This window comes from Janthinobacterium sp. 61, from assembly GCF_002846335.1.
Lineage (GTDB): Bacteria > Pseudomonadota > Gammaproteobacteria > Burkholderiales > Burkholderiaceae_D > Janthinobacterium.
In genome coordinates this window covers 4,025,100-4,049,842 of sequence record NZ_PJMQ01000001.1, presented here as the reverse complement: position 1 = coordinate 4,049,842, position 24,743 = coordinate 4,025,100, and the positions used below count along the sequence as shown (strand labels likewise).

Genomic DNA, 24,743 nt, shown 5'->3' with positions numbered 1-24,743 from the left:
GGCGGCTACCCGCCGCCCCTCGCGACGCCTCCGACGCTCAACACTGAACGCTGAATCACTATGAATCGCTATCCTGCCTGGAAATACATCATCATCGTCGTCGCCTTATTGCTGGGCGCACTCTATACGGCGCCCAATTATTTCGGTGAGTCACCGGCGCTGCAAGTAACCAGCGGCAGGTCGACCGTCAAAGTGACGGGCGAGCTGATGACGCAAGTCGAGCAAATATTGACGAAAGAGAACGTCAAGTCGGAAGGTGTCACCATGGATGGCGTCGGCAACCTCGCTTCCGTGCGCGTGCGTTTTGCCGATCCCGATACCCAGTTCAAGGCAAAACTGGTGCTGGAAAAGGACTTGAACCCCGATTCCACCGACCCCGCCTACATCGTGACGGTCAATCTGCAAGCCAATACGCCGATGTGGATGCAAAAATTGCATGCCTTGCCCATGTTCCTGGGCCTGGACTTGCGCGGTGGCGTGCACTTCCTGATGCAGGTCGATGCGAAAGCAGTGCTGAACAAGAAAGTCCAGGGCGTCCAGTCCGCCGCGCGTAGTGTGTTGCGCGACAAGAATATCCGCCATGCCGGCATCGAGCGTGTGGGCGACAGCGTGCAGATCAACTTCCGCGACGCGGAAACGCGCCTGAAGGCAAAGAATGTGCTGTCCGACCAGATGACGGAGCTGGCGTTCGCCGATGCGGGCGAAGGCAGCGACCTGAAACTGAACATCACCCTGAAACCGGCTGCCCTGAAGGCCACCATCGACGAAGGCGTGAAACAGAATATCTCCACTCTGTCCAAGCGCGTCAACGAGCTGGGTGTGGCTGAGCCGCTGATCCAGCAGCAAGGTCCTGACCGCATCGTGGTGCAATTGCCTGGCGTGCAGGACGTGGCCCGCGCGAAAGCCATCATCGGCCGCACTGCCACCCTGGAAGTGCGCCTGGTCGATGAAACCATCGTGCCTGGCACCGAACTGTCGAGCGCCATCCCGTTCAACTCGGAACTGTTTACGGTTGGCAAGGGCGTACCTGTCGTGCTGGCGAAAGACGTGATCCTGACGGGCGACTATATCTCCAGCGCCACGGCCAGCTTCGACCAGAACCAGCAAGCGGCCGTGTCGATCGACCTGAACGGCGACGGCGGACGCAAGATGCGTGAAGCGACGCGTGAACGCGTGGGCAAGCGCATGGCCATCGTGCTGTTTGAAAAGGGCAAGCCGGAAGTGCTGTCGGTCGCGACCATCCAGCAGGAACTCGGTTCGCGCTTCCAGATCACGGGCATGGGCGGCGCGGAAAACGCGAATGAACTGGCGCTGCTGCTGCGCTCGGGCGCCTTGTCCGCACCGATGACCGTCATCGAAGAACGCACGATCGGACCGCAACTGGGCGCGGAAAACATCGCCAAGGGCTTCCATTCGACCTTGTATGGCTTCATCGCCATCGCCATCTTCATGATCGCCTACTACATGCTGTTCGGCGCCTTCAGCGTGCTGGCCCTGGCCACCAACCTGCTGCTGCTGGTCGGCTTGCTGTCGATGATACAGGTGACGCTGACCTTGCCAGGTATCGCCGCTATCGCGCTGGCGCTGGGTATGGCGATTGACGCCAACGTGCTGATCAATGAACGTATCCGCGAAGAGCTGCGCGCCGGCAATACGCCGCAAGCGGCGATCGCCGCCGGCTTCGACCGCGCCTGGGCTACGATTCTCGACTCGAACGTGACCACCCTGATCGTCGGCCTGGCGCTGCTGGCCTTCGGCAGCGGCCCGGTGCGCGGCTTCGCCGTCGTGCATTGCCTGGGTATCCTGACCTCGATGTTCTCCTCCGTCTTCGTCTCGCGCGGCGTGGTCAATCTCTGGTATGGCCGCAAGAAAAAGCTGACGACCTTGTCGATCGGCACGGTGTGGGTGCCGGGCACCAGCAAATAAGCGGCGGTCCAGCCTTAGCCAATAGCGTCAACAGCGATAGCGTCCGGCGGCCCAGCCGCCGGATGCACAGAATAGAACTCAGAGGATTTCATGGAATTTTTCCGGATCAAAAAAGATATTCCCTTCATGCGCCATGCGTTGATTTTCAACGTCATTTCGGCCGTGACCTTCCTTGCCGCCGTCTTTTTCCTGTTCCACAAGGGCTTGCACCTGTCCGTGGAATTCAAGGGCGGCACCGTGATGGAGGTGAAGTACCCGAAAGCGGCCAACCTTGAAGGCATACGCGGCACCCTCATCGGCCTGGGTTATGAAGAGCCTGGCGTGACCAGCTTCGATACGGCGCGCGACGTGATGGTCCGCCTGCCGGTGGAAAAGGGCGTCAGTGCCGCGAATACCTCGCAGCGCGTGTTTGAAGCCCTGTGCAAGGCCGAGCAAGGTACGACCAAGGGCGTCGATACCGTTACTGAAAAGGGCGAGCACGTTATCAAGAGCGCCTGCATGGACGCGGCCGGCAGCGAAGCGGTCGTCTTGCAGAAAGTCGAATTCGTCGGCCCGCAAGTAGGCGAGGAACTGACGCAGAACGGCTTGAACGCGCTGGTGATGGTGATTCTGGGCGTGATGATCTACCTGGCTATCCGCTTCGAGTGGAAATACGCCGTCTCGGCCATTATCGCCAACTTGCATGACGTGGTGATCATCCTGGGCTTCTTCGCCTTCTTCGAGTGGGAATTTTCGCTGACGGTGCTGGCGGCCATCCTGGCGGTGCTCGGTTATTCCGTCAACGAATCGGTGGTGATCTTTGACCGTATCCGTGAAAACTTCCGCAAGCAGCGCAAGGCTTCCGTGCATGAAGTGATCGACAACGCGATCACCAGCACCATTTCGCGTACCATCATCACCCACGGTTCGACCCAGATGATGGTGCTATCGATGCTGGTCTTCGGCGGCCAGACCCTGCACCATTTCGCACTGGCGCTGACCATCGGTATCTGCTTCGGTATTTACTCGTCCGTATTCGTCGCGGCTTCGATCGCCATGTGGCTGGGCGTCAAGCGCGAAGACTTGATCAAGCCGGTCAAGGAAAAAGACGAAACCGACGGCGCCGTGGTGTAAGCACAGCTTTCTGCATGTTGAATGGAAGAACGATCACCCTTGCGGTGGTCGTTTTTTTTTGTGACGGATGACGATGAAGCGTTTTATCTTGATGGGCATCATGACGGGTATCAGCATGCTGGCCAGTGCCGCAGAATTGAGCCGTGTGGCCAGCGATACCATCGCCCTGGGCGGCGCCATCGCCGAGGGCGACGTGGACAAGCTGAGGCAACTGGCCACGCCAGGGACAACCATGCTGCGCATCAATAGCCATGGCGGTGACCCGCAGGCGGCCATGTTGCTGGGGCGCTACCTGCGCCAGCGGCAATGGAGTCTCTTCATCGACACCGTGTGCGCCGGCAGCTGCGCCCTGTACGTTTTCCCGGCCGCGCAGCGCAAAAGCATTCCCTGCACCGCCGTGCTGGCGCTGCAGGACACGGCCTTCCTGCGCGCGCAGGAAGGCCCGCAGCACATGCGCCGCAGCCTGAGCGAGGTGGGCGTGCCGGCCGATGAGCTGGACCGTGAAACAGCGGCGCTGGCCGCGCAACGGGCGCAGGTGGCGGCGCTGGAAGCAGCCTTTGCGGCGGAGCTGGGCATAGCTCCGGCCTTTTACCGCGATTTCCGGCAGGTGGCGGCGCAGGCCGATAGCGTGCGCCAGCGCTTTCCCGACCAGGATGCTGCCATCTATTGGTGGCCCGCCGCAGGCCGCTTGCAGCGCTGTTACGGCATCACGGGAGTGCAAGAGGGGCCGCGCGCGGCGCGCTTGGCGCCCGACGGCTATCTGTACGTGCCAGCCCTGTCAGCCCTGGTCATGGGCGACCAGGCATTGCAGGACTGTCCATGAGCCGCAGCGGCCGTTTGTTCCTGCTGATGGACGCCATGCGCGCCAAGCGCGTGCCCGTCACGGCGGCCCAGCTGGCGCAGCAGCTGGGGGTCTCCGAGCGCACGATTTACCGCGATATCCAGACGCTGGCCGAACTGGGCGCTCCCCTGCAGGGCGAGGCGGGCATCGGCTATGTGCTGCGCCGTGGCGCCTTCTTGCCGCCGCTGATGTTCGGCGCCGATGAACTGGAGGCGCTGGTGCTGGGCGCGCGCTGGGTGCGCCGCCAGGGCGATGCGGGCCTGGCGCAGGCGGCCAACAATGCCCTGGCGAAGATCGCGGCGGCTTCGCCGCGCGACTTGCGCGACAGCATGGCCGACACCAGCCTGTGGGTGCCGCTGGGGCGCCCCGCCGATGGCGCGCAGCCGGCCGACCTTTACGTGCAGCCGGTGCGCGAGGCCATCCGTTATGAACAGAAGCTTACCCTGGCCTACCAGGATGAGCATGGCAGCGCCAGTTCGCGCACGGTATGGCCCTTTGCCCTGGCCTTTTTTGAAGGCAAGCGCCTGCTGGCCGCCTGGTGCGAGCTGCGCGGCGACTACCGGCATTTCCGCATCGACCGCATCGCCAGCGTGCAGAGGCACGAGGAGCGCTATCCCACGCGCCGCCACGCCTTGCTCGACACATGGCGCAAGGCGCACGATATTGATCCGGAAAGCTAGCGACCCGGAGACCTAGGCCATGCTCCTGACAAAAACTGTCAGTGACTGGTTCTACGATGGTGGCTTCTTCACACACCGGAGTACTCCATCATGCGTCTGTATCACCACCCTATGTCCTCGAATGCCCGCCGCGCCCGGATGACGGCGATCCACCTCGGCCTGCCTCTGGAACTGGCCGAAGTCGACCTGATGAATGCGGACGACCGCCGCCGCCTGGCCGAACTGAACCTGAACGGCAAAGTGCCCGTGCTGGCCGATGGCGCTTTCCTGCTGTGGGAATCGTGCGCCATCATGCAATACCTGGCCGAGCAGGTACCGGGCCAGACGATTTACCCGCAGGCGCCGCAGGCCCGCGCCGACGTCAATCGCTGGCTGTTCTGGGCCACGCAGCATTTCGCTCCCGCCATCAGCGTGCTGTCCTGGGAGCGCGCGTGGAAAGGTATGACGGGCAATGGTCCGGCGGACCCGCTGGAAGAGGCGCGCGGCGAGCGCGAACTGCATGAATGCGCCGTGGTGCTGGACGCGCATCTGGCTCAGCGCAGCTGGCTCAGCGGAGACGATGTGACCCTGGCCGATTTTGGCGTGGCCGCGCCGTTGATGTACAGCGAGGCCGTACGGCTGCCGCTGACGCAGTACCAGCATATCCAGGCGTGGTTTGCCCGCGTGCGCCAGTTGCGTGCCTGGCAGGAAACGGACGTGGAGCTGTTGCCGGGATAATGTGCGCGCTAAGTGTGCCAGCGCACGGAGCCGGCGCGCCGCACCGCATAAGATAGGGTTGTCTCTTTCAGGACATCCCTAGCTTTGGACTTTACCCGCTTTCGAGCGGGTTTTTTTTTCCGCTTTCGAGCGGTTTTTTGTCCGGCGCTTGAAAAGTGCCTTGATAAGTTGATAATCGCTGCACATATGGGGCGCATCCCACTTTCAGCAGGTACGCCATGTTCATGCCACGCCATCCGAAGCCACTATGGAGTACCCGTGCTGTCGCCACGCAAGTCGTCCAGCAGAAGCGGGGAAAGCAGGCCATGGACAAGCATGTGCTGATCGTCGACGTGCCGCAGCCGGCGCCAGGCGTGCCGATCATGCCGCCGGTGCCGGTAAAACAGGATTAGTGTACGAGCACCTTCAGCAGCGACTGTACTTCATCGTTCGATTCTTCCATGATGCTCGACAGGGTCGCATCGCCGATCACGCAATCGATGCTGCCAGCGGCGCGGGCGGCCCGCACGGCGATGGCGGCCGGGCTTTCGTTGAGGGGCGACGAGACGGGCGCCAGGTCATTCGCCAGCAGCAGGGTATCGCCCAGCGATTCGGGCGGGATGGCGCGCAAGCCTTCCCACAGCGCATCGATGGCGCCCATTACCGCTTCCGGCACCTTCAGTTTGGTCAGGACGCCATGGCCGATGGCTTGTTCGCCATGTTCGACCCAGTCCTCCGGTTCGCCGTCGAGGATGCCGGGGAATTCGGCCGCGCGCGACAGCAGATAAAAGCCGCCCACCTCATGCATGATGCCGGCAAACAGGGCCGTATCGGGGTCCACCCTGGTGACGCGGCGCGCCAGTACCTGCGACAGGGCAGCTACGTGGGCAGTATGTTCCCACAACTGGTTGGCCTTCGCCTGCAGCACGGGATCGGTGATGGTGCTGCCTAGCTGGCGCACGATCAGCGATGCCACCACCGATTGCAGGGTACGCACGCCAAGCCGTTGCACGGCGTTGCGCACACTGGTGATTTCGTTCCCGGAGCGGTTGAACGCCACCGAATTGGCGATGGCCACCGTGCGCGCTGCCAGCAGCGGGTCGGCTTGCACCAGCTTGGCAGCGGCCTCGATATGGCAGTCGGGATCGCTCAGTGCCTCTTGCAGCTTGAGCGAAGCGGCCACGTTGGCAGGAAAGGTCAGCTCGCCACGAGCGGCTTGTGCGGCGATGCTTTTAAAGGCGTCGAGTCTGTTCATTGAAAAAATTATACTCGCAATATTTCCGTACGGAACTTTTTAACCATGATCTTTTCGCAAACAAGCAAGTAAAAGACAAGCAAGGCCCCGTAAACGGGAAAAGGCATGCGGCTGGATCAGCGGCATGCCTTTTCAATGGCAGCGATGCTTAAAGTGCTGAACAGGACCATCGCCAGCGCATGGGATTTGTGGCCAGGAAGCGCAACCGCAAGCTAGTACGGTGAGCATCGCAGGCCGCAAAGCGCAACGCGCAGCAGGTCCTGTTAAGCCCTACTACAGAGTTTCGCTGAAGATCGCATCGCAGCCTTCGACCAGCTCGTCGCTGTCTTCCAGCTCATCCGTCAATCCCAGATCGAACAATTCCTCGACGGCATTCATGAAGCTGTTGTGCTTGGTGGCGCCGATCAGGCGGTAGATTTCGCCGTCTTCGTTGCGCACGCCGATGATCAGTTTTTCCTGGCGTACCAGTTCCGGCGTGCTGGCGTTGAGCAGCAGGTTGCCGATGATGTGTTTATCGAAATGAGCAGGCTTTTTGCCGTCGAGCAGTGTGGTTTTCAACTTGGTTTCCTTTGTCTTGTTTGAATGTCTGTGCTTGGTGAATTGTCAACTGTGGCCGTTGGCGATGGCGTGTTTCAAGCCCGACAGGGTGGTTTCCAGGCGCATGAAATCGTCTTCGGTATAGCCGTCAAACAGGCGTTGGCCCTGCTTTGTCAGCTTGGGGAACACGTCATAGAACACTTGTTCGCCTTCGTAGCTCAAGCGCACGAAGTAGGAGCGCTTGTCTTTCGTGCAACGTTCGCGGACCACCAGCCCCTTTTGCTCCAGCCGGTCTACCACGCCCGTCAAGGTGCCCTTGGTAATCAGGGTTTTCTGGCCCAGTTCCTTGTAGGACATGCCGCAGGTGTTGCCGAGCGTGGCAATGATGTCGAATTGCGCATGCGTCAAGCCGTACTGGCGCACGAAGTCGCTAGAAAACCGCTCGAAGCCTTGCATGCATTCGGCCAGCAGCCGGATACTTTTTAAATATCGTTCACCCATGGGGGGGATTATATCCTTCCGCTCCGCTTTTTTCCGCCGCGCCTGGATGCGCCCTTGCATGAGGGGCTGGATGGGGCGGAAGTCCGGTATCATGTGGGCAACTCAGCCCTTGCCCCTGGTCCGCCTCGCCGATGTCCTTCGCTAATCTTTCCCGTATCGGCCTCGACAAGCCGCTGCGCCTGTTGCTGGTCCATGCCGGCGATGCCGAGTCGATCACCTGGGCCGGCCTGGTGCAGCCGCTGCGCCTGTGTGCGCGGGCGCTGGGGCCCGGTGCATTGCAACTGGACGTGCGCACGCCGGAGCAGGTGGCCGCGCAGGGCGGCAACTGGCATATCGCGTTGCTGGTGGCCGATGAAACGGAAGCGCCGCTGCGTGCCGAGTTGTGCCGGGCGGTGATCGAACGCTGCCGTTCGGCACCATTCTGGGGCGGCGTGGGCGCGGCCGTGCTGTGGCTGGCAGACGCGGGCGTCATGGATGGCGTGCGCATCGCCTTGCCTTGGGCCCTGTACGCCGATGCGGAAGCGAAGGCAGAGCGGGCCATCCTGACGCCGCACCTGTTCGACATCGACGGCCCCCACATCACCTGTTGCGGCGGCGCAGCCAGCATCGACTTTTCGCTGACCCTGATCGAGACCGTGTTTGGCGCCGACGTGCAGGCGCTCGTCAAGGAAGCGTTGTGCGTGGACAAGGTGCGCGGCAAGGAAGAGCGCCAGCGCGTGGCTTTGCAGGCGCGTTTCGGCGTGCTGCAGCCGAAGTTGTCCGAAGCCGTCACCTTGATGGAAGCCAATATCGAGGAGCCGCTGTCGACCGACGACATCGCCAGCCTGGTGGGCCTGTCGCGGCGCCAGCTGGAACGGCTGTTCAAGCAATACCTGGGCAGCCTGCCATCGCGCTACTACCTGGAACTGCGCCTGCAGCGCTCCAGGCAACTGTTGCTCGATACGCATTATTCCATCGTGCAAGTCGGTCTGATGTGTGGCTTTTCTTCCGGCTCGCACTTTTCCACGGCGTTTGGCACCCTGTTTGGCAATACCCCCCGCGAAGAGCGGCAGCGCAAGCTGATGCCGCCGGTCTAACGTCTGGTGAAATCTGCTGCGCGTCGCGATTTGCGGCCTCCGATGCTCACTGCCTCGGCGGCCCCGTGCTTCGCACAGCGCCGCTTCTCAGCCACAACTTACTGCCGTTCGCTACGATTTCGCCAGGCGTTATGTATTTCGCACTATCGTGCGGTAAGCACAGCTGTGATGAATTGTGAAAATCCTTGTCGCAGATTCAAAAGAGTTTTAGCATCCCGCTTTTTATAATGCAGTACACACGTAGCTGTCGTAGCTGCGGAGTACCTAACATATTGATGGGGAAATGCTATGAATGCCAAGCTTGATTCGACCGTAACGGCTCGTCCAGTCACACGGGAAACCTTTGACCAGGTCCTCGTTCCTACCTACGCCCCTGCCGCCATGGTGCCCGTGCGCGGTTCCGGACTGGATCTGTGGGACCAGTCAGGCAAGCATTACCTCGATTTCACCTCCGGCATCGCCGTCAACAGCCTGGGCCACTGCCATCCGGCCCTGGTTGACGTGCTGACCAAGCAAATCAACAATTTGTGGCATTTGGGCAATGGCTACACCAACGAACCTGTCCTGCGTCTGGCGCTGGCCCTGACGGAAGCGACCTTCGCCGACCGCGCCTTCTTCTGCAACTCTGGCGCGGAAGCCAACGAAGCGGCCCTGAAACTGGCGCGTAAATACGCGCACACCAAGTTCGGCGCGCACAAGTCGCGCATCATCTCGTGCTTCAGCTCCTTCCACGGCCGCACCCTGTTTACCGTCTCCGTCGGCGGCCAAGCCAAGTACACGGAAGGCTTCGAGCCGCTGCCACCATCGATCGACCACATCGCCTACAACGATATCGAAGCGGCACGCGCCGCCATCGGCGATGACGTGTGCGCCGTGATCGTCGAGCCGGTACAAGGCGAAGGCGGCGTGGTGCCGGGCAATCCGGAGTTCCTCAAGGAGCTGCGCGCCCTGTGCGACAAGACCGGCGCCCTGCTGATTTTCGACGAAGTCCAGTGCGGCATGGGCCGCACTGGCGCGTTGTTTGCCTACATGGGCTACGGCGTCACGCCGGATATCCTGACGGCCGCCAAGGCGCTGGGCAATGGCTACCCGATCGGCGCCATGCTGACCACCAATGAACTGGCGCAAACCCTGGCCGTCGGCACCCACGGCACCACCTACGGCGGCAATCCGCTGGCCGCCACCGTGGCCCTGACCGTGCTCGAAACGATCAACACGCCAGCTTTCCTGGCGCGCGTCAAGGAAGCGAGCGTCAACACCATCGCCATGCTGCAAGGTTTGATCACGGATTACCCGCAAGTGTTCTCCGTGGTGCGCGGCAGCGGCTTGCTGCTGGGCCTGGTAGTCAGCGATGCCTTCAAGGGCCGCGCGAAAGACATCCAGAAAGCGGCCGAAGCGCAAGGCTTGATGGTGCTGATCGCCGGCATGGACGTGGTGCGCCTGGCGCCTGCCCTGATCGTCTCGGACGAGCAGATCGCCGAAGCGGGCCGTTTGCTGCGCGTGGCCATCGACGGCCTGCTGAAAGCCTGAGGCTAGTCTTACCCCCGTACTATCACCGGCCCGCCGCTTTGCTGCGGGCCGGCTTGGTTCTACCCCAGCATCGTCAGCATTGAAGGAGTACCCATGTATGTTGTCCGTCCGGTAGAAATTGCGGATATTGCAGCCCTCGAAGCGCTGGCCGCGGTAACCATGCCGGGTGTCCATACCCTGCCGAAGACGCGCGAAAAAATCGCCGCCTCCGTCGAGCGCTCCATCGCCTCGTTTGCCGCCCATGTCGACATCCCCAGCGAAGAGTCGTATCTCTTCGTGCTTGAATCCCTGCTCGACAAGAGCATTGCCGGCACGGCCGCCATCTTCGCCTCGGCTGGCTCGAACGGCACCTATTTTTCCTTTCGAAACGACGTCATCCAGCAAGTCTCGCGTGACCTGAACATCAGCCATAGCGTGCATGCGCTGACCCTGTGTTCGGAGCTGACGGCGTATTCGCAGCTGTCCGGCTTCTACGTGCGCAATATGGAGCAGGCGGGCCTGGAAGCGGCCCTGCTGTCGCGAGCGCGGCTGCTGTTCGCCGTGCTGGCACCGCACCGCTTTGGCGACCGCTTCTTCGTGCCGCTGGCCGGCATCACGGATGCCAACGGCCAGTCGCCATTCTGGGATGCGCTGGGCCGAAAGTTCTTCCAGATGGATTTCCTCGATGCCGAAAAAGTCATCGGCGGCGCCCGCAACCGCACCCTGATCGTCGAACTGATGCCGCACTACCCCGTGTACGTGCCGCTGCTGCCCGGCGACGCGCAGGCGGCCATGGGCCAGATCCACCCGAGCGGGGAACTGGCGTTCAATTTGCTGACGGAAGAAGGCTTTGAAGCCGACGATTACATCGACATCTTCGATGGCGGTCCGATCCTGCAGGCGCACAAGCATGCGCTGCGCTCGTTTACGGGCTCGCTCACGCGCCGCGTCGTCGCAGGCGTCACGCCCAGCCGCACGGGCCTGAAAGTGCATTACGCGGTCGCGTCGGGCGCGGAGCGCAACTTCCGCGCCGTCACCTTTACCTGCGATGCGCTCGAAGCGCAGGACACCGTCGGCTTGCCGCCAGAGCTGCTTGAAGCGCTGGCCGTGGCCGAAGGCGACAGCGTCATTTGCGTGCGCATCTAACCGAGAGAACATTATGCTAGTAGTACGCGCCATCAACGCTTCTGACCTGGACGCCCTGTACGGCTTGGCCAGCCAGGTCGGCACCGGCATGACCACCCTCAAGCCGGACATGAAAATGCTGGGCGACCGCCTGGCCATTGCCTGCGCCTCGTTCGCCGAAACCATCCCGCCCGAAAAGCGCGACTACATGTTTGTCATGGAGGATACCGACACGGGCCGCCTGGCCGGCGTGTGCGCCATCAAGGGCGCCGTGGGCCTGGAAGAGCCGTTCTATAACTACCGCATCGGCACCCTGGTCCATTCGAGCCGCGAGCTCGACGTGTTTACGCGCATGGAAACGCTGTACCTGTCGAACGACCTGACGGGCAGCACGGAACTGTGCTCGCTGTTCCTGCACCCCGATTACCGCAGCGGCAACAATGGCAAGCTGCTGTCGAAGAGCCGCTTCCTGTTCATCGCCCAGTTCCCCCACCTGTTCACGGAAAAGCTGATCGCGGAAATGCGCGGCTACCAGGCAGCGGACGGCAGCTCGCCGTTCTACGAAGGCCTGGGCCGCCACTTCTTCAAGATGGATTTCCACCACGTCGACGACTTGACCAGCCTGGGCAAGAAATCCTTCATCGCCGAATTGATGCCGCGCCAGCCCATGTACGTGGCCTACCTGCCCGACGAGGCGCAGGAAGTGATCGGCAAGGTGCATCTGAGCACGGCGCCCGCGCGCCGCCTGCTGGAGCAGGAAGGCTTGCACTTCGAAGGTTATGTCGACATTTTCGACGCAGGGCCCGTGCTGCAGGCGCGTGTCTCCGAACTGCGCGCCATGCGCGACAGCATGCCGGCCGTGCTCGACGCCGAGGCTGCGCCTGAAGTGTGCGGCGACCTCGCCCAGGCCGAGCCTTACCTGGTGTCGAACACCGACCTGAAAGATTTCCGCATGATCGTCACCAGCGCCAATCCGCACAGCGGCAAGATCGCGCTCGATGACGATGAACTGCATCTGCTGCGCTGCCATAACGGCGACACCGTGCGCACCTTGTCACTCAACCCGAGGAAGCATCCCCATGTCTAAATCGTCCGACCTTCATTCATCTACCGCAGCATCGAACTTCATCAACGGCGCCTGGCTGCCAGGCACTGGCCGCGAACTGCTCACCATCGACCCGTCGAACGGCAAGCAGACCTGGGCCAGCCTGGAAGCGACGGAAAACGAAGTCGAGCAGGCTTGCCAGGCCGCCCGCGCCGCTTTCGAAGCATGGGCCGATACGCCCGTCGAGGAGCGCATCGCCATCTGCGTGCGCTTTCGCGAACTACTGAAGGAGCATGCGGAAGCGCTGGCGCTGCTGATTTCGGAAGAAGTGGGCAAGCCTTTGTGGGAGTCGCGCACGGAAGTGGCCACCATGGCCAACAAGATCGATATTTCGGTGCAGTCGTACAACGCGCGCACGGGCATCACGCAAAGCAAGATCGCCGATGGCGACGCCGTGCTGCGCCACCGTCCGCATGGCGTATTCGGCGTGTTTGGCCCGTACAATTTTCCCGGCCACCTGCCGAATGGCCATATCGTGCCGGCCCTGATCGCCGGTAATACCATCGTCTTCAAGCCCAGCGAATATGCGCCGCGCACTGCCATCAAAACCGTGCAGCTGTGGCAGCAGGCTGGCTTGCCGAATGGCGTCGTCAACCTCGTCAACGGCGGGCGCGACACGGGCGTGGCCCTGGGCGCCAATCCACACCTCGACGGCGTGCTGTTTACGGGTTCCTGCCAGACGGGCATCAGTCTGCATCGCCAGTTCGGCGGCCAGCCGGGCAAGATGCTGGCGCTGGAAATGGGCGGCAATAACGCCCTGGTGGTGTGGGATGTGAAGGACGTGGACGCGGCCGTGCACCATGCGATCTTCTCCGCGTTCGTCTCGGCTGGCCAGCGTTGCACCTGTGCGCGCCGCCTGGTCGTGCAGGATAACGCCTTTGGCACTGCGTTTGTGGCGCGCCTTGTGGAAGTGGCCGCGAAACTGGGCATCGGCGCCTCTGATGCCCAGCCGCAGCCTTTCATGGGCCCTGTCGTATCGAGTGCCGTGGCCGCGCGCCTGGTGCAGGCACAAGCCGATATGGTGGCCAAGGGCGGCACCACCTTGCTGCAGATGCGCCAGTTGAATTCCGAGGCGGGTTTTGTCACGGCCGGCATCGTCGACGTCACCAATGCTGCCGGCATCCCCGACGAGGAATGGTTCGGCCCACTGTTGCAGGTGATCCGCGTTGCCGATTTCAACGCGGCCCTGAAGGTCGCCAACGCCACCGAATTCGGCCTGGCCGCCGCGCTGCTGTCCGACGATCCGGCCTTGTGGCAAAGCTTCCAGGTTCGCGCGCGCGCCGGCATTATCAACTGGAACCGTCCTACCACGGGCGCGGCCAGCACGGCGCCGTTCGGCGGCATCGGCAAGTCGGGCAACCACCGTCCGAGCGCCTATTACGCGGCCGATTACTGCGCCTACCCGGTCGCCTCGATCGAGAACAGCGCATTGGAAATGCCGGCCAAGTTGTCGCCCGGCCTGAATTTTTAAGGAAACCCCATGCACAGCACGCGCGAATACAATTTTGACGGCCTGGTTGGCCCATCGCATAACTATGCCGGACTGTCGTTCGGCAACGTGGCCTCGTTCAGCAATGTGAAAAGCGCTTCGAATCCGAAGCAGGCCGCCTTGCAGGGCCTGGCCAAGATGCGTGCGCTGGCCGCGCGCGGCTTTGCGCAAGCCTTGCTGCCGCCGCAGGACCGTCCCAATTTCCGCCTGCTGCGCGCTATCGGTTTCACCGGGACGGACGCCGAAGTGCTGGCGCGTGCCTACAAGGAGTCGCCCGTGATCCTGGCGTGCGCATATTCTGCCTCGCCCATGTGGACGGCGAACGCCGCCACGGTCAGCCCTTCGGCGGACACGCAGGACGGCCGCGTGCATTTCACGGCCGCCAACCTGAATAACAAGCTGCACCGCGCCTTCGAGCACGCGCAGTCGGCGCGCAGCCTGCGCGCCATCTTCAGCGATGACAGGCACTTCGCCGTGCATGACGCGCTGCCATCGACGCCCGCCTTTGGCGACGAGGGCGCGGCCAATCACACGCGTCTCGGCGCGAGCCACGGCGCGCCATCGGTTGAGTTGTTCGTGTATGGTCGGGTGGAGTTCGATCCTTCCGCGCCGTCGCCGAAGCGCTACCCGGCGCGCCAGACCCTGGAAGCGTCGCAAGCCGTGGCGCGCCTGCATGGCCTGGACACCAGGCGCACCGTGTACGTGCAGCAGAATCCGGAAGTGATCGACCAGGGCGTGTTCCATAACGACGTTATTGCCGTCGGCAATGGCAATGTGCTGTTCTATCACGAGCAGGCGTTTGCCGATGAAGGGGAAAGCCTGTCGCAGCTGCGCCGCGCCGTCGCCGCCACAGGCGCGCAACTGGACGCGCTGCGCGTGGACACGGGACAGGTGCCGATCGCCGACGCCGTCAGCAGCTATCTGTTCAACAGCCAGTTGCTGACGAAAGAGGGCGGCAAGATGGCGCTGGTGATCCCGCAGGAATGCCAGGAAAACCGCGCCGTGTCGCACTACCTGGAAGGCCTGGTGGCCAGCGGTGGACCCATCGATGAACTGATTCATTTCGATCTGCGCCAGAGCATGCGCAACGGCGGCGGGCCTGCCTGCCTGCGTTTGCGCGTGGCCCTGACGGAAACCGAGGCGCGCGCCATGCACCAGGGCGTGATCATGACGGAAGCGTTGTACCATCGGCTGGTACAGTGGGTGGAAAAACACTACCGCGACCATCTGGAGCCGGGCGACCTGGCCGACCCGCAGCTGGCGCTGGAAGTGCATGCGGCGCTTGAAGAATTGACGATCATCCTCAACTTACCTGGATTGTACGACTTGTAGGCGATAGAAAAACACACAGAAAATCCGAGACAGACTATCCGCAATACAGAATTGGACGGGCGACCCCCGTCTCTTGACACCGCTGCCGCCCAGCCACAAGCCCGAACGACAGCGTTGGACATTCACATTACCGTAATGGAGATGCAAGATGAATCACACGCCACAAGATTTGCGCACACAAACGCTGGAGCTGATTAACGCGGCTGGCAGTGCGAACAAGGCGGCAGCGCCTGTCGTACAACTGGTGCAGGCATGGCTGGACTCCCTCGACGCCGAAGACCTGGCCGATATCGCGCCCGACAGCCTGGCGCCCGTGCTGGTCGACGGCTTTACGCAAGCGGCCAAGCGTACCGGCAGCGGCTGCCAGATTGCCACCCTGCGTTACGCCGATGGCCGTGGTGGCATGGCGAGCGCCTTGCTGATCCTGAACGAAGACATGCCCTACCTGGTGGACTCCATCGTCATGGCCATGCGCCGCCAGCACCTGGCCGTGCGGGGCGTGATGAACACCGTGCTGCCCGTGCGTCGCGCCGCTGACGGCAGCGTGGAAGCGGTGCGCCAGCCGGGCGACCCGCTCGAATCGTATGTGCTGGTGCTGCTCGACGAAGAGCTGGCGCCGGAAGCCCTGGCCGCGCTGGTCGCCGCCCTGGAGATGGTTGCGCGTGACGCCTTTGTCGTGCGCCGCGACAGCGCCGCCATGGGCGAGCGCCTGGCCGCCGTCGCCACGACTGCCGCCCAGCATGGCGAAGAAGGCGCGGAAGTCGCCGCCTTCCTGGAATGGGCCCGCAGCGGCGGCTTTGAAGTGTTCGGCTACGCCTATTACCGCGTCAAGCCGGGTGTGCGCGAACTGGAACGCGATATTCCGAGCCGCGTGGGCGTGTTGCAGGATACGGCCCACCCAGTCTACGGCACCTGCCTGGCGAATATCCCGGGTGACTTCGACACCCTGGCCAAGCGCGAATCGGCGCTGTCCATCGTCAAGGCCGATGTGGCAGGCACCTTGCACCGCGACCAGCAGCTGGACTTCATCGGCGTGCGCGACATGGATGCGCAAGGCGCGATCCTGGGCGAGCATTGCTTTGTCGGCCTGTTTACCCGTGCCGGCAACTCCACTCCACTGGCAGCGCTGCCATTTGCGCGCGGCCGCGTGGCCAAGGTACTGAGCCTGGCCGGTGTGCGCCAGCAAGGCTTCCGCGCCGAGAAATTCCGCGAAATCCTCGAATCGCTGCCGCGCACCGAAGCGCTGGAAGCGGACCTCGACTGGCTGGCGCAAGTATGCGGCGCCGTCGTCTCGCTGTACAAGCAGCCGCGCACCAAGGTCTTCGCGCGCCGCGACGTGTATGCGCGCCACCTGAACGTGCTGGTCTACCTGCCGCGCGAGCGTTACAGCGCCAGCGTGGCATCGAGCCTGGCAAAGGCGCTGCAAGCCAGTTCCGGCGCCACGCATGTGAGCACGCAAACCCTGGTGGCCGACGGTCCCCTGGCGCGCGTCTACCTGATCGCGCACGCCGCCCGATACCCGCTGGACCTGGAAACGGATATTGAGCAGCCCCTCCTTGGCGTGCTCGATGGCTGGCATAACGGCTTTGCCGCCGTGGCCGACGCCGTGCCCGACGTAGCCCTGCGCACCAGCCTGCGCAAACTCTGCGCCACCCTGCCGCTCGACTACGTGGCCGCCACCGCGCCGGCCGTCGCCTTCCGCGACCTCGACACCATCTTGCGCAACACCGATCCATCGCATGTGGCCGTGCGCATCGAGACGGGGGCCGTTACCACCATCCGCCTGCATTCGGCCAACAAGGTGCCGCCGCTGTCGGCCATCCTGCCGGCGCTGCATAACGCGGGCGTGGCCATCGACCGCGAGCAAGCCTTTTCGATTTCGCCACTGGATGGCACGCGCTATTTCGTCACCAGCCTGACGGTCGATGCCGCCAGTGCGGCGAAACTGGCGCAGCCGGAAGTTGTCGCCGTGGCGCAGGAACTGTTTGCCGCCCTGTTCAACGACACGGCTGAAGATGGCCGCCTGAATGGCCTGGTCATCGAAGGCGGCCTGTCGACGCGCGAAGTGCAGCTGGTGCGCGCTTACACCAGCTACTGGCGCCAGACGGGCAGCCGCTTCTCTGTGCGCTACATTGCCGAAAGCCTGCGCAAGCAGCCGGCCCATGTGAAAGCCCTGGTCGACGCCTTCCTGCAGCGCTTCGATCCCTCGCTGTCCGACGCGCAGCACGCGGCCGCCCTGGAGGCGATTGCCACCATCAAGGCCGGCCTGCCATCCGTGAATCACGCCGACACCGAGGAAATTCTCGGCGCGCTGGCCGACCTGATGGCCGCCACCCTGCGCACCAGCTACTTCCAGAACAATCAGGAAGGTGACAAGATCATCTTCAAGTTCGATACCAGCAGCCTGGCGCTGGTGCCGGAACCGCGTCCTTACCGCGAGATTTTTGTCTTCTCGCGCCGCTTCGAAGGCGTGCACCTGCGCGGCGGCCCCGTTGCCCGTGGCGGCTTGCGCTGGTCCGACCGCATGGAAGACTATCGCACCGAAGTCCTGGGCCTCGTCAAGGCCCAGATGGTCAAGAATGCCGTCATCGTGCCTGCCGGCGCGAAGGGCGGTTTTGTCTGCAAGATGATGCCGAAGGACGCCGTGCGCGAAACCATCGCGGCCGAAGGCGAAGCCGTGTACCGCCTGTTTATTTCCAGCCTGCTGGAAGTGACGGACAACCGTTCGCTGGGCAATATCGTCCCGCCAGTCGATACCGTGTGTTTTGACGACGCCGATCCCTACCTCGTGGTGGCCGCCGACAAGGGCACGGCCACTTTCTCCGACATTGCCAACGGCATCGCCGTGCAGCGCGGCTTCTGGCTGGGCGACGCATTCGCTTCGGGCGGCTCGAACGGCTACGACCACAAGAAACTGGGCATCACCGCCAAGGGCGCATTCGAAGCCGTGAAGCGCCACTTCTATGAAATGGACCACGACCTGAACACCACGCCGATCACCATGGTCGGCGTGGGCGACATGTCGGGCGACGTGTTCGGCAACGGCGTATTGCTGTCGCGCCAGTTGAAACTGGTGGCCGCATTTGACCACCGCCACATCTTCCTCGACCCGACACCGGACGTCGCCGTCTCGTTCGACGAACGCGCGCGCCTGTTCGCCTTGCCGCGTTCCTCGTGGGACGACTACAACAAGGAACTGATCTCGGCAGGCGGCGGCGTGTATCCGCGCTCCGCCCGTACGATCGAGCTGTCGCCGCAAATCCGCGCCGCGCTCGATATCGCAGAAACCTCGCTGCCGCCGGAAGAACTGATGCACCGCATCCTGAAGTCGCCCGTGGACCTGTTCTACAACGGCGGTATCGGCACCTACATCAAGGCCTCGACGGAAACGCATGCACAGGTGAAGGACCGCGCGAATGACCATATCCGCGTCAGCGGCAATGAGTTGCGCGTGAAAGTGGTGGCCGAAGGCGGCAACCTGGGTGCGACGCAGGCAGGCCGCATCGAGTTCGCGCTGGCGGGCGGGCGCATCTTCACCGATGCGATCGACAACTCGGCCGGCGTGGATTGCTCGGACCATGAAGTCAACGTCAAAATCTGGCTGGATGTGGAAGTCAATGCGGGCAAGCTGACGGAAGAAGAACGCAACCGCGAGCTGTATGCGATGACGGACGACGTCGAGCGTCTGGTGCTGCGCGACAACACGCAGCAGACGCATTTGCTGGTGCGCGAGTTGCAGGCGCAAAGCGAGAGTGCCGTGCAGGATGGCTATGCAGCCCTGATCGCCAGCCTGGAAGAAGAAGGTGCCCTGTCGCGCGAACTGGAGCAATTGCCATCGGTAGCAGAACTGGCGCGCCGCAAGCTCGATAACCGTGGCTTGACCACACCGGAACTGGCGGTGGTGATTGCCAACGTCAAGAACCGCTTCAAGCGCATCCTGTCCGCGCTGCCGTTGACGGAAGAAACGTGGGCCGAACCGGTGCTGAAACCGTACTTCCCATCCTTGCTGGTGGAAACGCGTTCGGCGCTCGACCACCCGCTGGCCAACGCCATCCTGGCGACCGTGCTGGCCAATGAAGTGATCAACCGCTGCGGCCCGCTGATGATCCGCAACCTGGCGGCGGAGCATGGCGTGGACGAATCGGCAGTCATCCTGGCCTGGGGCCAGGCATGGGTGGCGCTGAACCTGGCGCCCGTGTTTGACGCGCTCGACGCCGATGCCTTGACGGTACCGCGTGCCGTGTCGATCAAGGTCGACGCGCAAACGCGCGTGCTGCAGCAAACGATGATCGCCGGCGTGCTGTCCGTGCCGGCCGAGCAATTGCGCGGCGCTGGCCTGGCCGAGTTGACCCGCCTGTTTGGCGCGGAATCGAAGCGCGAACTGCTGAAAGCCGTTGGCATCAAGTCGGAAGCTGCGCTGGTGCCTGGCTTGACGCCAGCCTTCGTGCAGGCGTGGGATGCGGTCGACGCGCTTGAAGTGGTGGCCGGCTTCCTGTTCCCGGCCCTGTCCGTGCCGCGTCCCGCCTCGATGGACCTGGCCGCCTTCCTGCAAGTGGGCCTGGCCCTGCGCAGCCAGGCGGGCATCGATACGCTGGAGCGTGGCCTGAAGCTGGCCGCGCAAGGCAAGTCGCAGGAACAGTTGCGCAACTACGCGCAGCAAGCCCTGCGCCGCACGCAACAGCGTTTGCTGACGCAGGTGCTGGCGCGTGCCGGACAAGGCAATGTAGGTCAGGCCGTCGATGCGGTGACGGGCGCGCTGGGACTGTCGGCCTACGTGGCGGCGACGGAACTGGAGCAAGCCATGCTGGACGTGTGGACCTTGTCGGAAGCCGTGAATAAAATCACGGAGAAACCCACAGCGGAAGCGGCGGTGTAATGACGCAAGCAGTACTACAAGTTGGACAGGGCGCTGGCGGCTTGCCGCCAGCCGTGCAGGCGCTGGCGCAGGCCGATTTCAGTGGCGTGGCGCAGCTGTTCGCCAACGCGGGTTTCACGGTGGCCTTGCCGGCGCCCGGCATGCTGCAAGTCGTCAAGCCGCAAGCCGATGCGGGCCGCGCCAGCGTGGCCATCTCGGTGGGCGTGCATGGCGACGAGACGGGGCCGATCGAAGTGCTGGCGCATCTGCTCGACGCATTGTCGCGCGATGCATCGAAGCTGGCCGTCGACCTGCTTGTCTGCGTGGGCAATGTCGATGCGATCCGGGCCGGCAAGCGTTTCATCGACGCCGACCTGAATCGCATGTTCCGCCCCGTGCGGGGAAGCTTGGCGCAAGCGGCGGAAAGCGCGCGCGCCGATGAAATGATCGCTGCGACAAAAGCGTTCTTTGACGCTGCGGGCCCTGTGCGCTGGCACCTGGATTTGCACACGGCCATCCGGCCTTCCGTGTACCCCACGTTTGCCATCGTGCCGGACCTGGTGGCCGACGACGCCAAGGCGCAGCTGATAGCCTGGCTGGGCCAGGCGGCCATTGGCGCCATCATCATGAACCCGCAGTCGGCCGGCACGTATAGTTATTATTCGGCCGAGCATTTCGGCGCGGCCGCCAGCACGGTGGAACTGGGCCGCGTGGGCACCCTGGGGCAGAACGATTTGTCCCTGTTCGATGACGTGTCGCGGGCGCTGGACGGCCTGCTGCGCGGCTTGCCTGCGCAAGCCGTCAAGGCTGCGCCGCACGTGTTCAAGGTGGCGCAGGAAATCATCAAGCACAGCGATGAATTCCGCATGGCTTTTGATCGCAGCACGCAGAATTTCACGTCTTTGCCGCAGCACGCCGTGATCGCCAGCGATGGCGACCATGTGTACACGGTCCAGCATGCGGAAGAGCTGGTGGTGTTCCCGAACCCGGACGTGCGGGTAGGCTTGCGCGCCGGGTTGATGGTGGTGCGCGTGTCCTGATCTTCCAGCCACGTACTGTGTCAGGCGCCAGCCGGGGAAACCCGCCTGGCGCTTTTTTTTACAAAAAAATTCCGCACGGAAATAATTATCCATTAGGCAATCAATTGATTTAAAATATTTACCCTTTGCAATTTTTTGGATCGATCATGTTGAAACGCCTGCTGACAGCCTTGCTGTGCCTGACCCTCTCCGGCCTGACGTCTGCCTCTCCTGCCGGTGACAAGGCTGGCGCAACGGAAATGACGGCCGAGCAATTCCTCGCCCGGTTGCACCTGCAACGCGGCAAGATCACCTTGCCGGGCGGTATCGCCACCCTGGATTTGCCCGCCAACTTCCGCTATTTGTCGCCGGCCGATACCGAGCGCGTGCTGGTTGATGCCTGGGGAAACCCACCGGGCATGGAGTCGCTGGGCATGATCGTGCCCGCCAAGACCAGCGTGCTCGAGCGCGATAGCTGGGGTGTCATTGTCACGTATGAAAAGGAAGGGCATATCAAGGATGACGATGCGGACAGCATCAAATACGACGAATTGCTCAAGGATATGCAGGCGTCCGTGCTGGAAAACAATGCGGAGCGCAAGAAGCAGGGCTATCCCGGCATCCATTTGATGGGCTGGGCGGAAAAACCCAGCTATGCCAAGGATACGCACAAGTTGTACTGGGCCAAGGATCTGATGGTTGATGGCGGCGAGCACTCGCTGAACTACAACGTGCGCGTGCTGGGCCGCGAAGGCGTGCTGAACCTGAACGCGATCGCCGGCATGCAGCAGATCGAGGCGATCAAGAAAGAGATGCAGCAAGTGACGGCATTCACGGAATTTACCGAGGGTAACCGCTACACGGATTTCGACAGCAAGACGGACAAGGTGGCCGAGTATGGCCTGGCGGCGCTGGTGGCCGGTGGCGTGGCCAGCAAGCTGGGCCTGTTTGGCAAGTTGCTGGCGCTGCTGCTGGCCTTCAAGAAGGTACTGATCCTGGCCGTCGTGGGCGCTGGTGCTGCCATCGTCAAGTTCTTGGGGGGCAAGCGCAAGGACAAGCCGGCACCGCAGCCACTGCCGCAGGCAGAACCGGTAGCACAGCCGGACCGTGCGCCCGATGGCAAGGTGAACCTGGACAAGTAAGGGCAACTGTGCCGCTTGGTGCGCTGGCGCACAAGAGTGGCATTGCGCGCGCTGCCGGAAAACAGCGCCTCGGGTACACTGGCTCATCGTTCACTATGAGGAGTTCGCCATGTCCGTGTCCATGTATCAGGCAACCATCCCCGTCTTCATTCGCGGCTTGCGGGTCGTCTCGGCCCTGCTGGAAAAAGCGCAAGCCCATGTGGAGGAAGATGGCATCGTGCCCGAGATTTTACTGGGCGCGCAGCTGGCGCCCGACATGCTGGACTTGACGGCGCAGGTGCAGCGCGCCAGCGATACGTCGAAGATGTCGGTCGAGCGCCTGAGCGGCGTGCCGGCGCCGAAGTTCGAGGATAACGAAGCGTCGTTCGAGCAGTTACAAGAACGTATCGCCAGCACTATCGCCTATATCGACAGCGTGAATGCGGGGCAGATGGCGGGCAGCGCGCAGAAGGAAGTCGTGCTGAACTGGACTGACGAGGGGAAAAAATTCTCGGGCGACAATTACCTGCTCAGCTTTGCCTTGCCGAACTTCTATTTCCACGTCTCCATGATCCACGCCATCCTGAGAAACAATGGCGTGGCCGTGGGCAAGCTTGACTATCTTGGCCCGTACGACTGACCTGGTTTAACGTTGTGGTGGCTGCTGAACTTGATTCTGCACCGCATTGCCCAGCATGCCTCCGCCGATCACGCCGGCCACGGTCGCCAGCGCCTTGCCGCGGCCGCCACCTACCTGATTGCCGATCAAGCCGCCGATGACGGCGCCCGTGCCGATGCCCACGTAGTTCGGTTGTGCCGGTGCCGGCGCAGGCACTGGCTGCGGCTGGCGTACCGGTTCGCGGTAGGCTGTCTCGCGGTAGCCATCATTGTTGTCATTGTAGGCGGGGCGCGCCTGCGCCACTTGCGTGTGGTGCACGACGCGCTTGTGCACGACAGGTGCCGGCGCAGGAGCGGGGGCCGCTTGCGCGACGACAGGCGCGGCAACCGGTGCAGTCACGGGAACAGTCGCGGGCGCTGCCAGGGCAGCGGCGTTCGCCGGCGTCATGGCGGCCACATCGGCAGGTACGTTCGCCCGCGAATTGGGCAGGATGCCGGCGATGGACGCCGCGCCCACCAGGCACAGGACCGTCACGGAAATTGCGGCGCCGGCCATCAAGGGGTGGATGCGGCTGGCGGTAGTCGTCGTGTTCATGTGTTCTCCTGGGGTGGTACTGCGGGTGTTATTGATGTGTCCAGATTAACGGTCTCCTCGCCGCAAGGCTAGACGGTGCGCTGTATCAAACGTAAGCAGGTGTAAGGCTCCGATCGCCAAAGCGCAGTAGAATCGGTGCTTCCCCTTTCCCGGAGTCCGCCATGAGCCAGCTATTCACGCCGTATGCACTGGGGCCGCTGCACGTGGCCAACCGCATCGCCATCGCGCCCATGTGCCAGTACTCGGCCGAGAATGGCAACGCCACCGACTGGCATATGATCCACCTGGGCCACCTGGCCCTGTCCGGCGCGGGGCTGCTGATGACGGAAGCGACGGCCGTCTCGCCCGAGGGGCGCATCTCGGCCGAGGACCTGGGGCTGTGGTCGGACGCCAACCAGGCGGCGCTGGACAAGGTGGTGCAGGCGATCCGCCGCCACGCACCGATTCCATTGGTGGTGCAGCTGGGTCACGCGGGACGCAAGGCGTCGAGCCGCGCACCCTGGCAGGGCGGCGCCTGCGTGCACCTGGCCGAGGGCGGCTGGCAGACGGTGGCGCCGTCCGCCATCGCCCACGCACCCGGCGAAACCGTGCCGATCGCCCTGGACGAGATGGGTTTGCTGCAAATCAAGGGCGCCTTTGTCGCGGCCGCCCAGCGCGTGCATGCGCTCGGTATCGAAGGCATCGAATTGCATGCGGCGCACGGCTATTTGCTGCACCAGTTTCTCTCGCCCCTGTCGAATCACCGCAGCGATGCGTATGGCGGCAGCCTGGAAAACCGCATGCGTTTTCCGCTGGAAGTCTATGAAGCCGTGCGCGCAGCCGTGCCCGCCACGGTGGCCGTGGGCGTGCGCATTTCCGCCACCGACTGGGTCGATGGCGGCTGGGAAATCGAACAAAGCGTGCGTTTCGCGCAGGAACTCAAACAACTGGGCGCCGATTTCATCCATGTCTCCAGCGGCGGGATTTCGCCGCAGCAGCAGATTCCCGTGGGACCCGGCTACCAGGTGGCGTTTGCCGAACGCATCAAGCGCGACAGCGGTTTGCCCACCATCAGCGTGGGCTTGATCACGGAGGCGCAGCAGGCGGAAGATATTATTGCCAACGGCCAGTCCGACATGGTGGCGCTGGCGCGCGCCATCCTGTTCGACCCGCGCTGGCCCTGGCATGCGGCGGCCCAACTGGGCGCGCAAGTGTCGGCGCCGCCCCAGTACTGGCGTTCGCAGCCGCGCGAGTACAAGAACCTGTTCGGCGACACGACCCTGGGCCAGCGCTAACGCTAACGGCCCTGCTCTGCTACACTGGCGCTTCTTCTCCATTTCTCCAGGACGCTTCGACATGCGCCATTGATAC

Annotated in this window: 21 protein-coding genes; 17 read left to right on the top strand and 4 right to left on the bottom strand. The window is 63.0% G+C overall.

Features of this window, described 5'->3' with window-relative positions:
• The first annotated feature begins 60 nt into the window (after nucleotides 1–60).
• The 6 genes from secD (at nucleotide 61) to CLU92_RS27845 (ending at nucleotide 5,669) form a co-directional block, all read left to right on the top strand.
• Nucleotides 61–1,926, top strand: a complete 1,866-nt coding sequence (gene secD / locus CLU92_RS18425; protein ID WP_101483078.1) for a protein translocase subunit SecD — start codon at nucleotides 61–63, stop codon at nucleotides 1,924–1,926.
• Between the two features lie 90 nt (nucleotides 1,927–2,016).
• Nucleotides 2,017–3,039: a protein translocase subunit SecF gene (gene secF / locus CLU92_RS18420; RefSeq protein ID WP_101483077.1), complete on the top strand. Its 1,023-nt coding sequence runs from the start codon at nucleotides 2,017–2,019 to the stop codon at nucleotides 3,037–3,039.
• Between the two features lie 73 nt (nucleotides 3,040–3,112).
• Complete coding sequence (locus CLU92_RS18415) at nucleotides 3,113–3,862, top strand: hypothetical protein (protein ID WP_143452617.1); 750 nt, start codon at nucleotides 3,113–3,115, stop codon at nucleotides 3,860–3,862.
• Entirely contained in the window at nucleotides 3,859–4,560 is a 702-nt protein-coding gene (locus tag CLU92_RS18410) for a YafY family protein (RefSeq protein WP_101483075.1), read from the top strand. Before CLU92_RS18415 ends, CLU92_RS18410 begins: the two co-directional genes overlap by 4 nt.
• 90 nt (nucleotides 4,561–4,650) lie before the next feature.
• Nucleotides 4,651–5,277 (top strand): glutathione S-transferase family protein, encoded by a 627-nt coding sequence (locus CLU92_RS18405; RefSeq protein ID WP_101483074.1) that lies wholly within the window; start codon nucleotides 4,651–4,653, stop codon nucleotides 5,275–5,277.
• A 218-nt stretch (nucleotides 5,278–5,495) separates the two neighbouring features.
• Nucleotides 5,496–5,669 carry a hypothetical protein gene (locus CLU92_RS27845; RefSeq protein WP_180338543.1) on the top strand — a complete coding sequence of 58 codons (174 nt, stop codon included), beginning with the start codon at nucleotides 5,496–5,498 and terminating at the stop codon, nucleotides 5,667–5,669.
• Here CLU92_RS27845 and CLU92_RS18400 read toward each other — a convergent pair.
• The 3 genes from CLU92_RS18400 to CLU92_RS18390 all read right to left on the bottom strand — a co-directional run bounded on the left by CLU92_RS18400 (nucleotide 5,666) and on the right by CLU92_RS18390 (nucleotide 7,549).
• The gene (locus tag CLU92_RS18400; protein WP_101483073.1) at nucleotides 5,666–6,511 is read right to left on the bottom strand and encodes an HDOD domain-containing protein; all 846 of its coding nucleotides are present in this window, start codon (nucleotides 6,509–6,511) and stop codon (nucleotides 5,666–5,668) included. The two genes, CLU92_RS27845 and CLU92_RS18400, sit on opposite strands and share 4 nt — an antisense overlap.
• 273 nt (nucleotides 6,512–6,784) lie before the next feature.
• Complete coding sequence (locus CLU92_RS18395; protein ID WP_101483072.1) at nucleotides 6,785–7,069, bottom strand: hypothetical protein; 285 nt, start codon at nucleotides 7,067–7,069, stop codon at nucleotides 6,785–6,787.
• Between the two features lie 45 nt (nucleotides 7,070–7,114).
• Complete coding sequence (locus tag CLU92_RS18390; RefSeq protein ID WP_180338542.1) at nucleotides 7,115–7,549, bottom strand: MarR family winged helix-turn-helix transcriptional regulator; 435 nt, start codon at nucleotides 7,547–7,549, stop codon at nucleotides 7,115–7,117.
• A 131-nt stretch (nucleotides 7,550–7,680) separates the two neighbouring features.
• On the opposite strand from CLU92_RS18390, the gene CLU92_RS18385 reads away from it, so the two are divergent.
• The 10 genes from CLU92_RS18385 to CLU92_RS18340 all read left to right on the top strand — a co-directional run bounded on the left by CLU92_RS18385 (nucleotide 7,681) and on the right by CLU92_RS18340 (nucleotide 22,820).
• Nucleotides 7,681–8,625: a GlxA family transcriptional regulator gene (locus CLU92_RS18385; RefSeq protein WP_101483071.1), complete on the top strand. Its 945-nt coding sequence runs from the start codon at nucleotides 7,681–7,683 to the stop codon at nucleotides 8,623–8,625.
• Nucleotides 8,626–8,913: 288 nt separating this feature from the next.
• On the top strand, nucleotides 8,914–10,155 hold the full coding sequence (gene astC / locus CLU92_RS18380; protein WP_101483070.1) for an acetylornithine/succinylornithine family transaminase: 1,242 nt from the start codon (nucleotides 8,914–8,916) through the stop codon (nucleotides 10,153–10,155).
• 93 nt (nucleotides 10,156–10,248) lie between these two features.
• On the top strand, nucleotides 10,249–11,280 hold the full coding sequence (locus CLU92_RS18375; RefSeq protein ID WP_099376231.1) for an arginine N-succinyltransferase: 1,032 nt from the start codon (nucleotides 10,249–10,251) through the stop codon (nucleotides 11,278–11,280).
• Between the two features lie 13 nt (nucleotides 11,281–11,293).
• Nucleotides 11,294–12,346, top strand: a complete 1,053-nt coding sequence (gene astA, locus CLU92_RS18370) for an arginine N-succinyltransferase (protein WP_101483069.1) — start codon at nucleotides 11,294–11,296, stop codon at nucleotides 12,344–12,346.
• Nucleotides 12,339–13,835 (top strand): succinylglutamate-semialdehyde dehydrogenase, encoded by a 1,497-nt coding sequence (gene astD / locus CLU92_RS18365; RefSeq protein ID WP_101483068.1) that lies wholly within the window; start codon nucleotides 12,339–12,341, stop codon nucleotides 13,833–13,835. The genes astA and astD overlap by 8 nt, the downstream gene beginning before the upstream one ends.
• A 9-nt stretch (nucleotides 13,836–13,844) precedes the next feature.
• On the top strand, nucleotides 13,845–15,185 hold the full coding sequence (astB, locus tag CLU92_RS18360; protein WP_101483067.1) for an N-succinylarginine dihydrolase: 1,341 nt from the start codon (nucleotides 13,845–13,847) through the stop codon (nucleotides 15,183–15,185).
• 148 nt (nucleotides 15,186–15,333) lie between these two features.
• Entirely contained in the window at nucleotides 15,334–20,061 is a 4,728-nt protein-coding gene (locus tag CLU92_RS18355; protein WP_101483066.1) for an NAD-glutamate dehydrogenase domain-containing protein, read from the top strand.
• Nucleotides 20,061–21,080 (top strand): succinylglutamate desuccinylase, encoded by a 1,020-nt coding sequence (locus tag CLU92_RS18350; protein WP_101483065.1) that lies wholly within the window; start codon nucleotides 20,061–20,063, stop codon nucleotides 21,078–21,080. Before CLU92_RS18355 ends, CLU92_RS18350 begins: the two co-directional genes overlap by 1 nt.
• Nucleotides 21,081–21,226: 146 nt before the next feature.
• On the top strand, nucleotides 21,227–22,201 hold the full coding sequence (locus tag CLU92_RS18345; RefSeq protein ID WP_101484766.1) for a DUF2167 domain-containing protein: 975 nt from the start codon (nucleotides 21,227–21,229) through the stop codon (nucleotides 22,199–22,201).
• Nucleotides 22,202–22,310: 109 nt separating this feature from the next.
• A complete protein-coding gene (locus tag CLU92_RS18340) occupies nucleotides 22,311–22,820 on the top strand; it encodes a DUF1993 family protein (RefSeq protein ID WP_180338541.1) in 510 nt (169 codons plus the stop codon).
• Between the two features lie 6 nt (nucleotides 22,821–22,826).
• Here CLU92_RS18340 and CLU92_RS18335 read toward each other — a convergent pair whose 3' ends face one another.
• On the bottom strand, nucleotides 22,827–23,393 hold the full coding sequence (locus CLU92_RS18335) for a glycine zipper 2TM domain-containing protein (RefSeq protein ID WP_101483064.1): 567 nt from the start codon (nucleotides 23,391–23,393) through the stop codon (nucleotides 22,827–22,829).
• Between the two features lie 161 nt (nucleotides 23,394–23,554).
• On the opposite strand from CLU92_RS18335, the gene CLU92_RS18330 reads away from it, so the two are divergent.
• On the top strand, nucleotides 23,555–24,667 hold the full coding sequence (locus CLU92_RS18330; RefSeq protein WP_101483063.1) for an NADH:flavin oxidoreductase/NADH oxidase: 1,113 nt from the start codon (nucleotides 23,555–23,557) through the stop codon (nucleotides 24,665–24,667).
• Nucleotides 24,668–24,743: the final 76 nt, after the last annotated feature.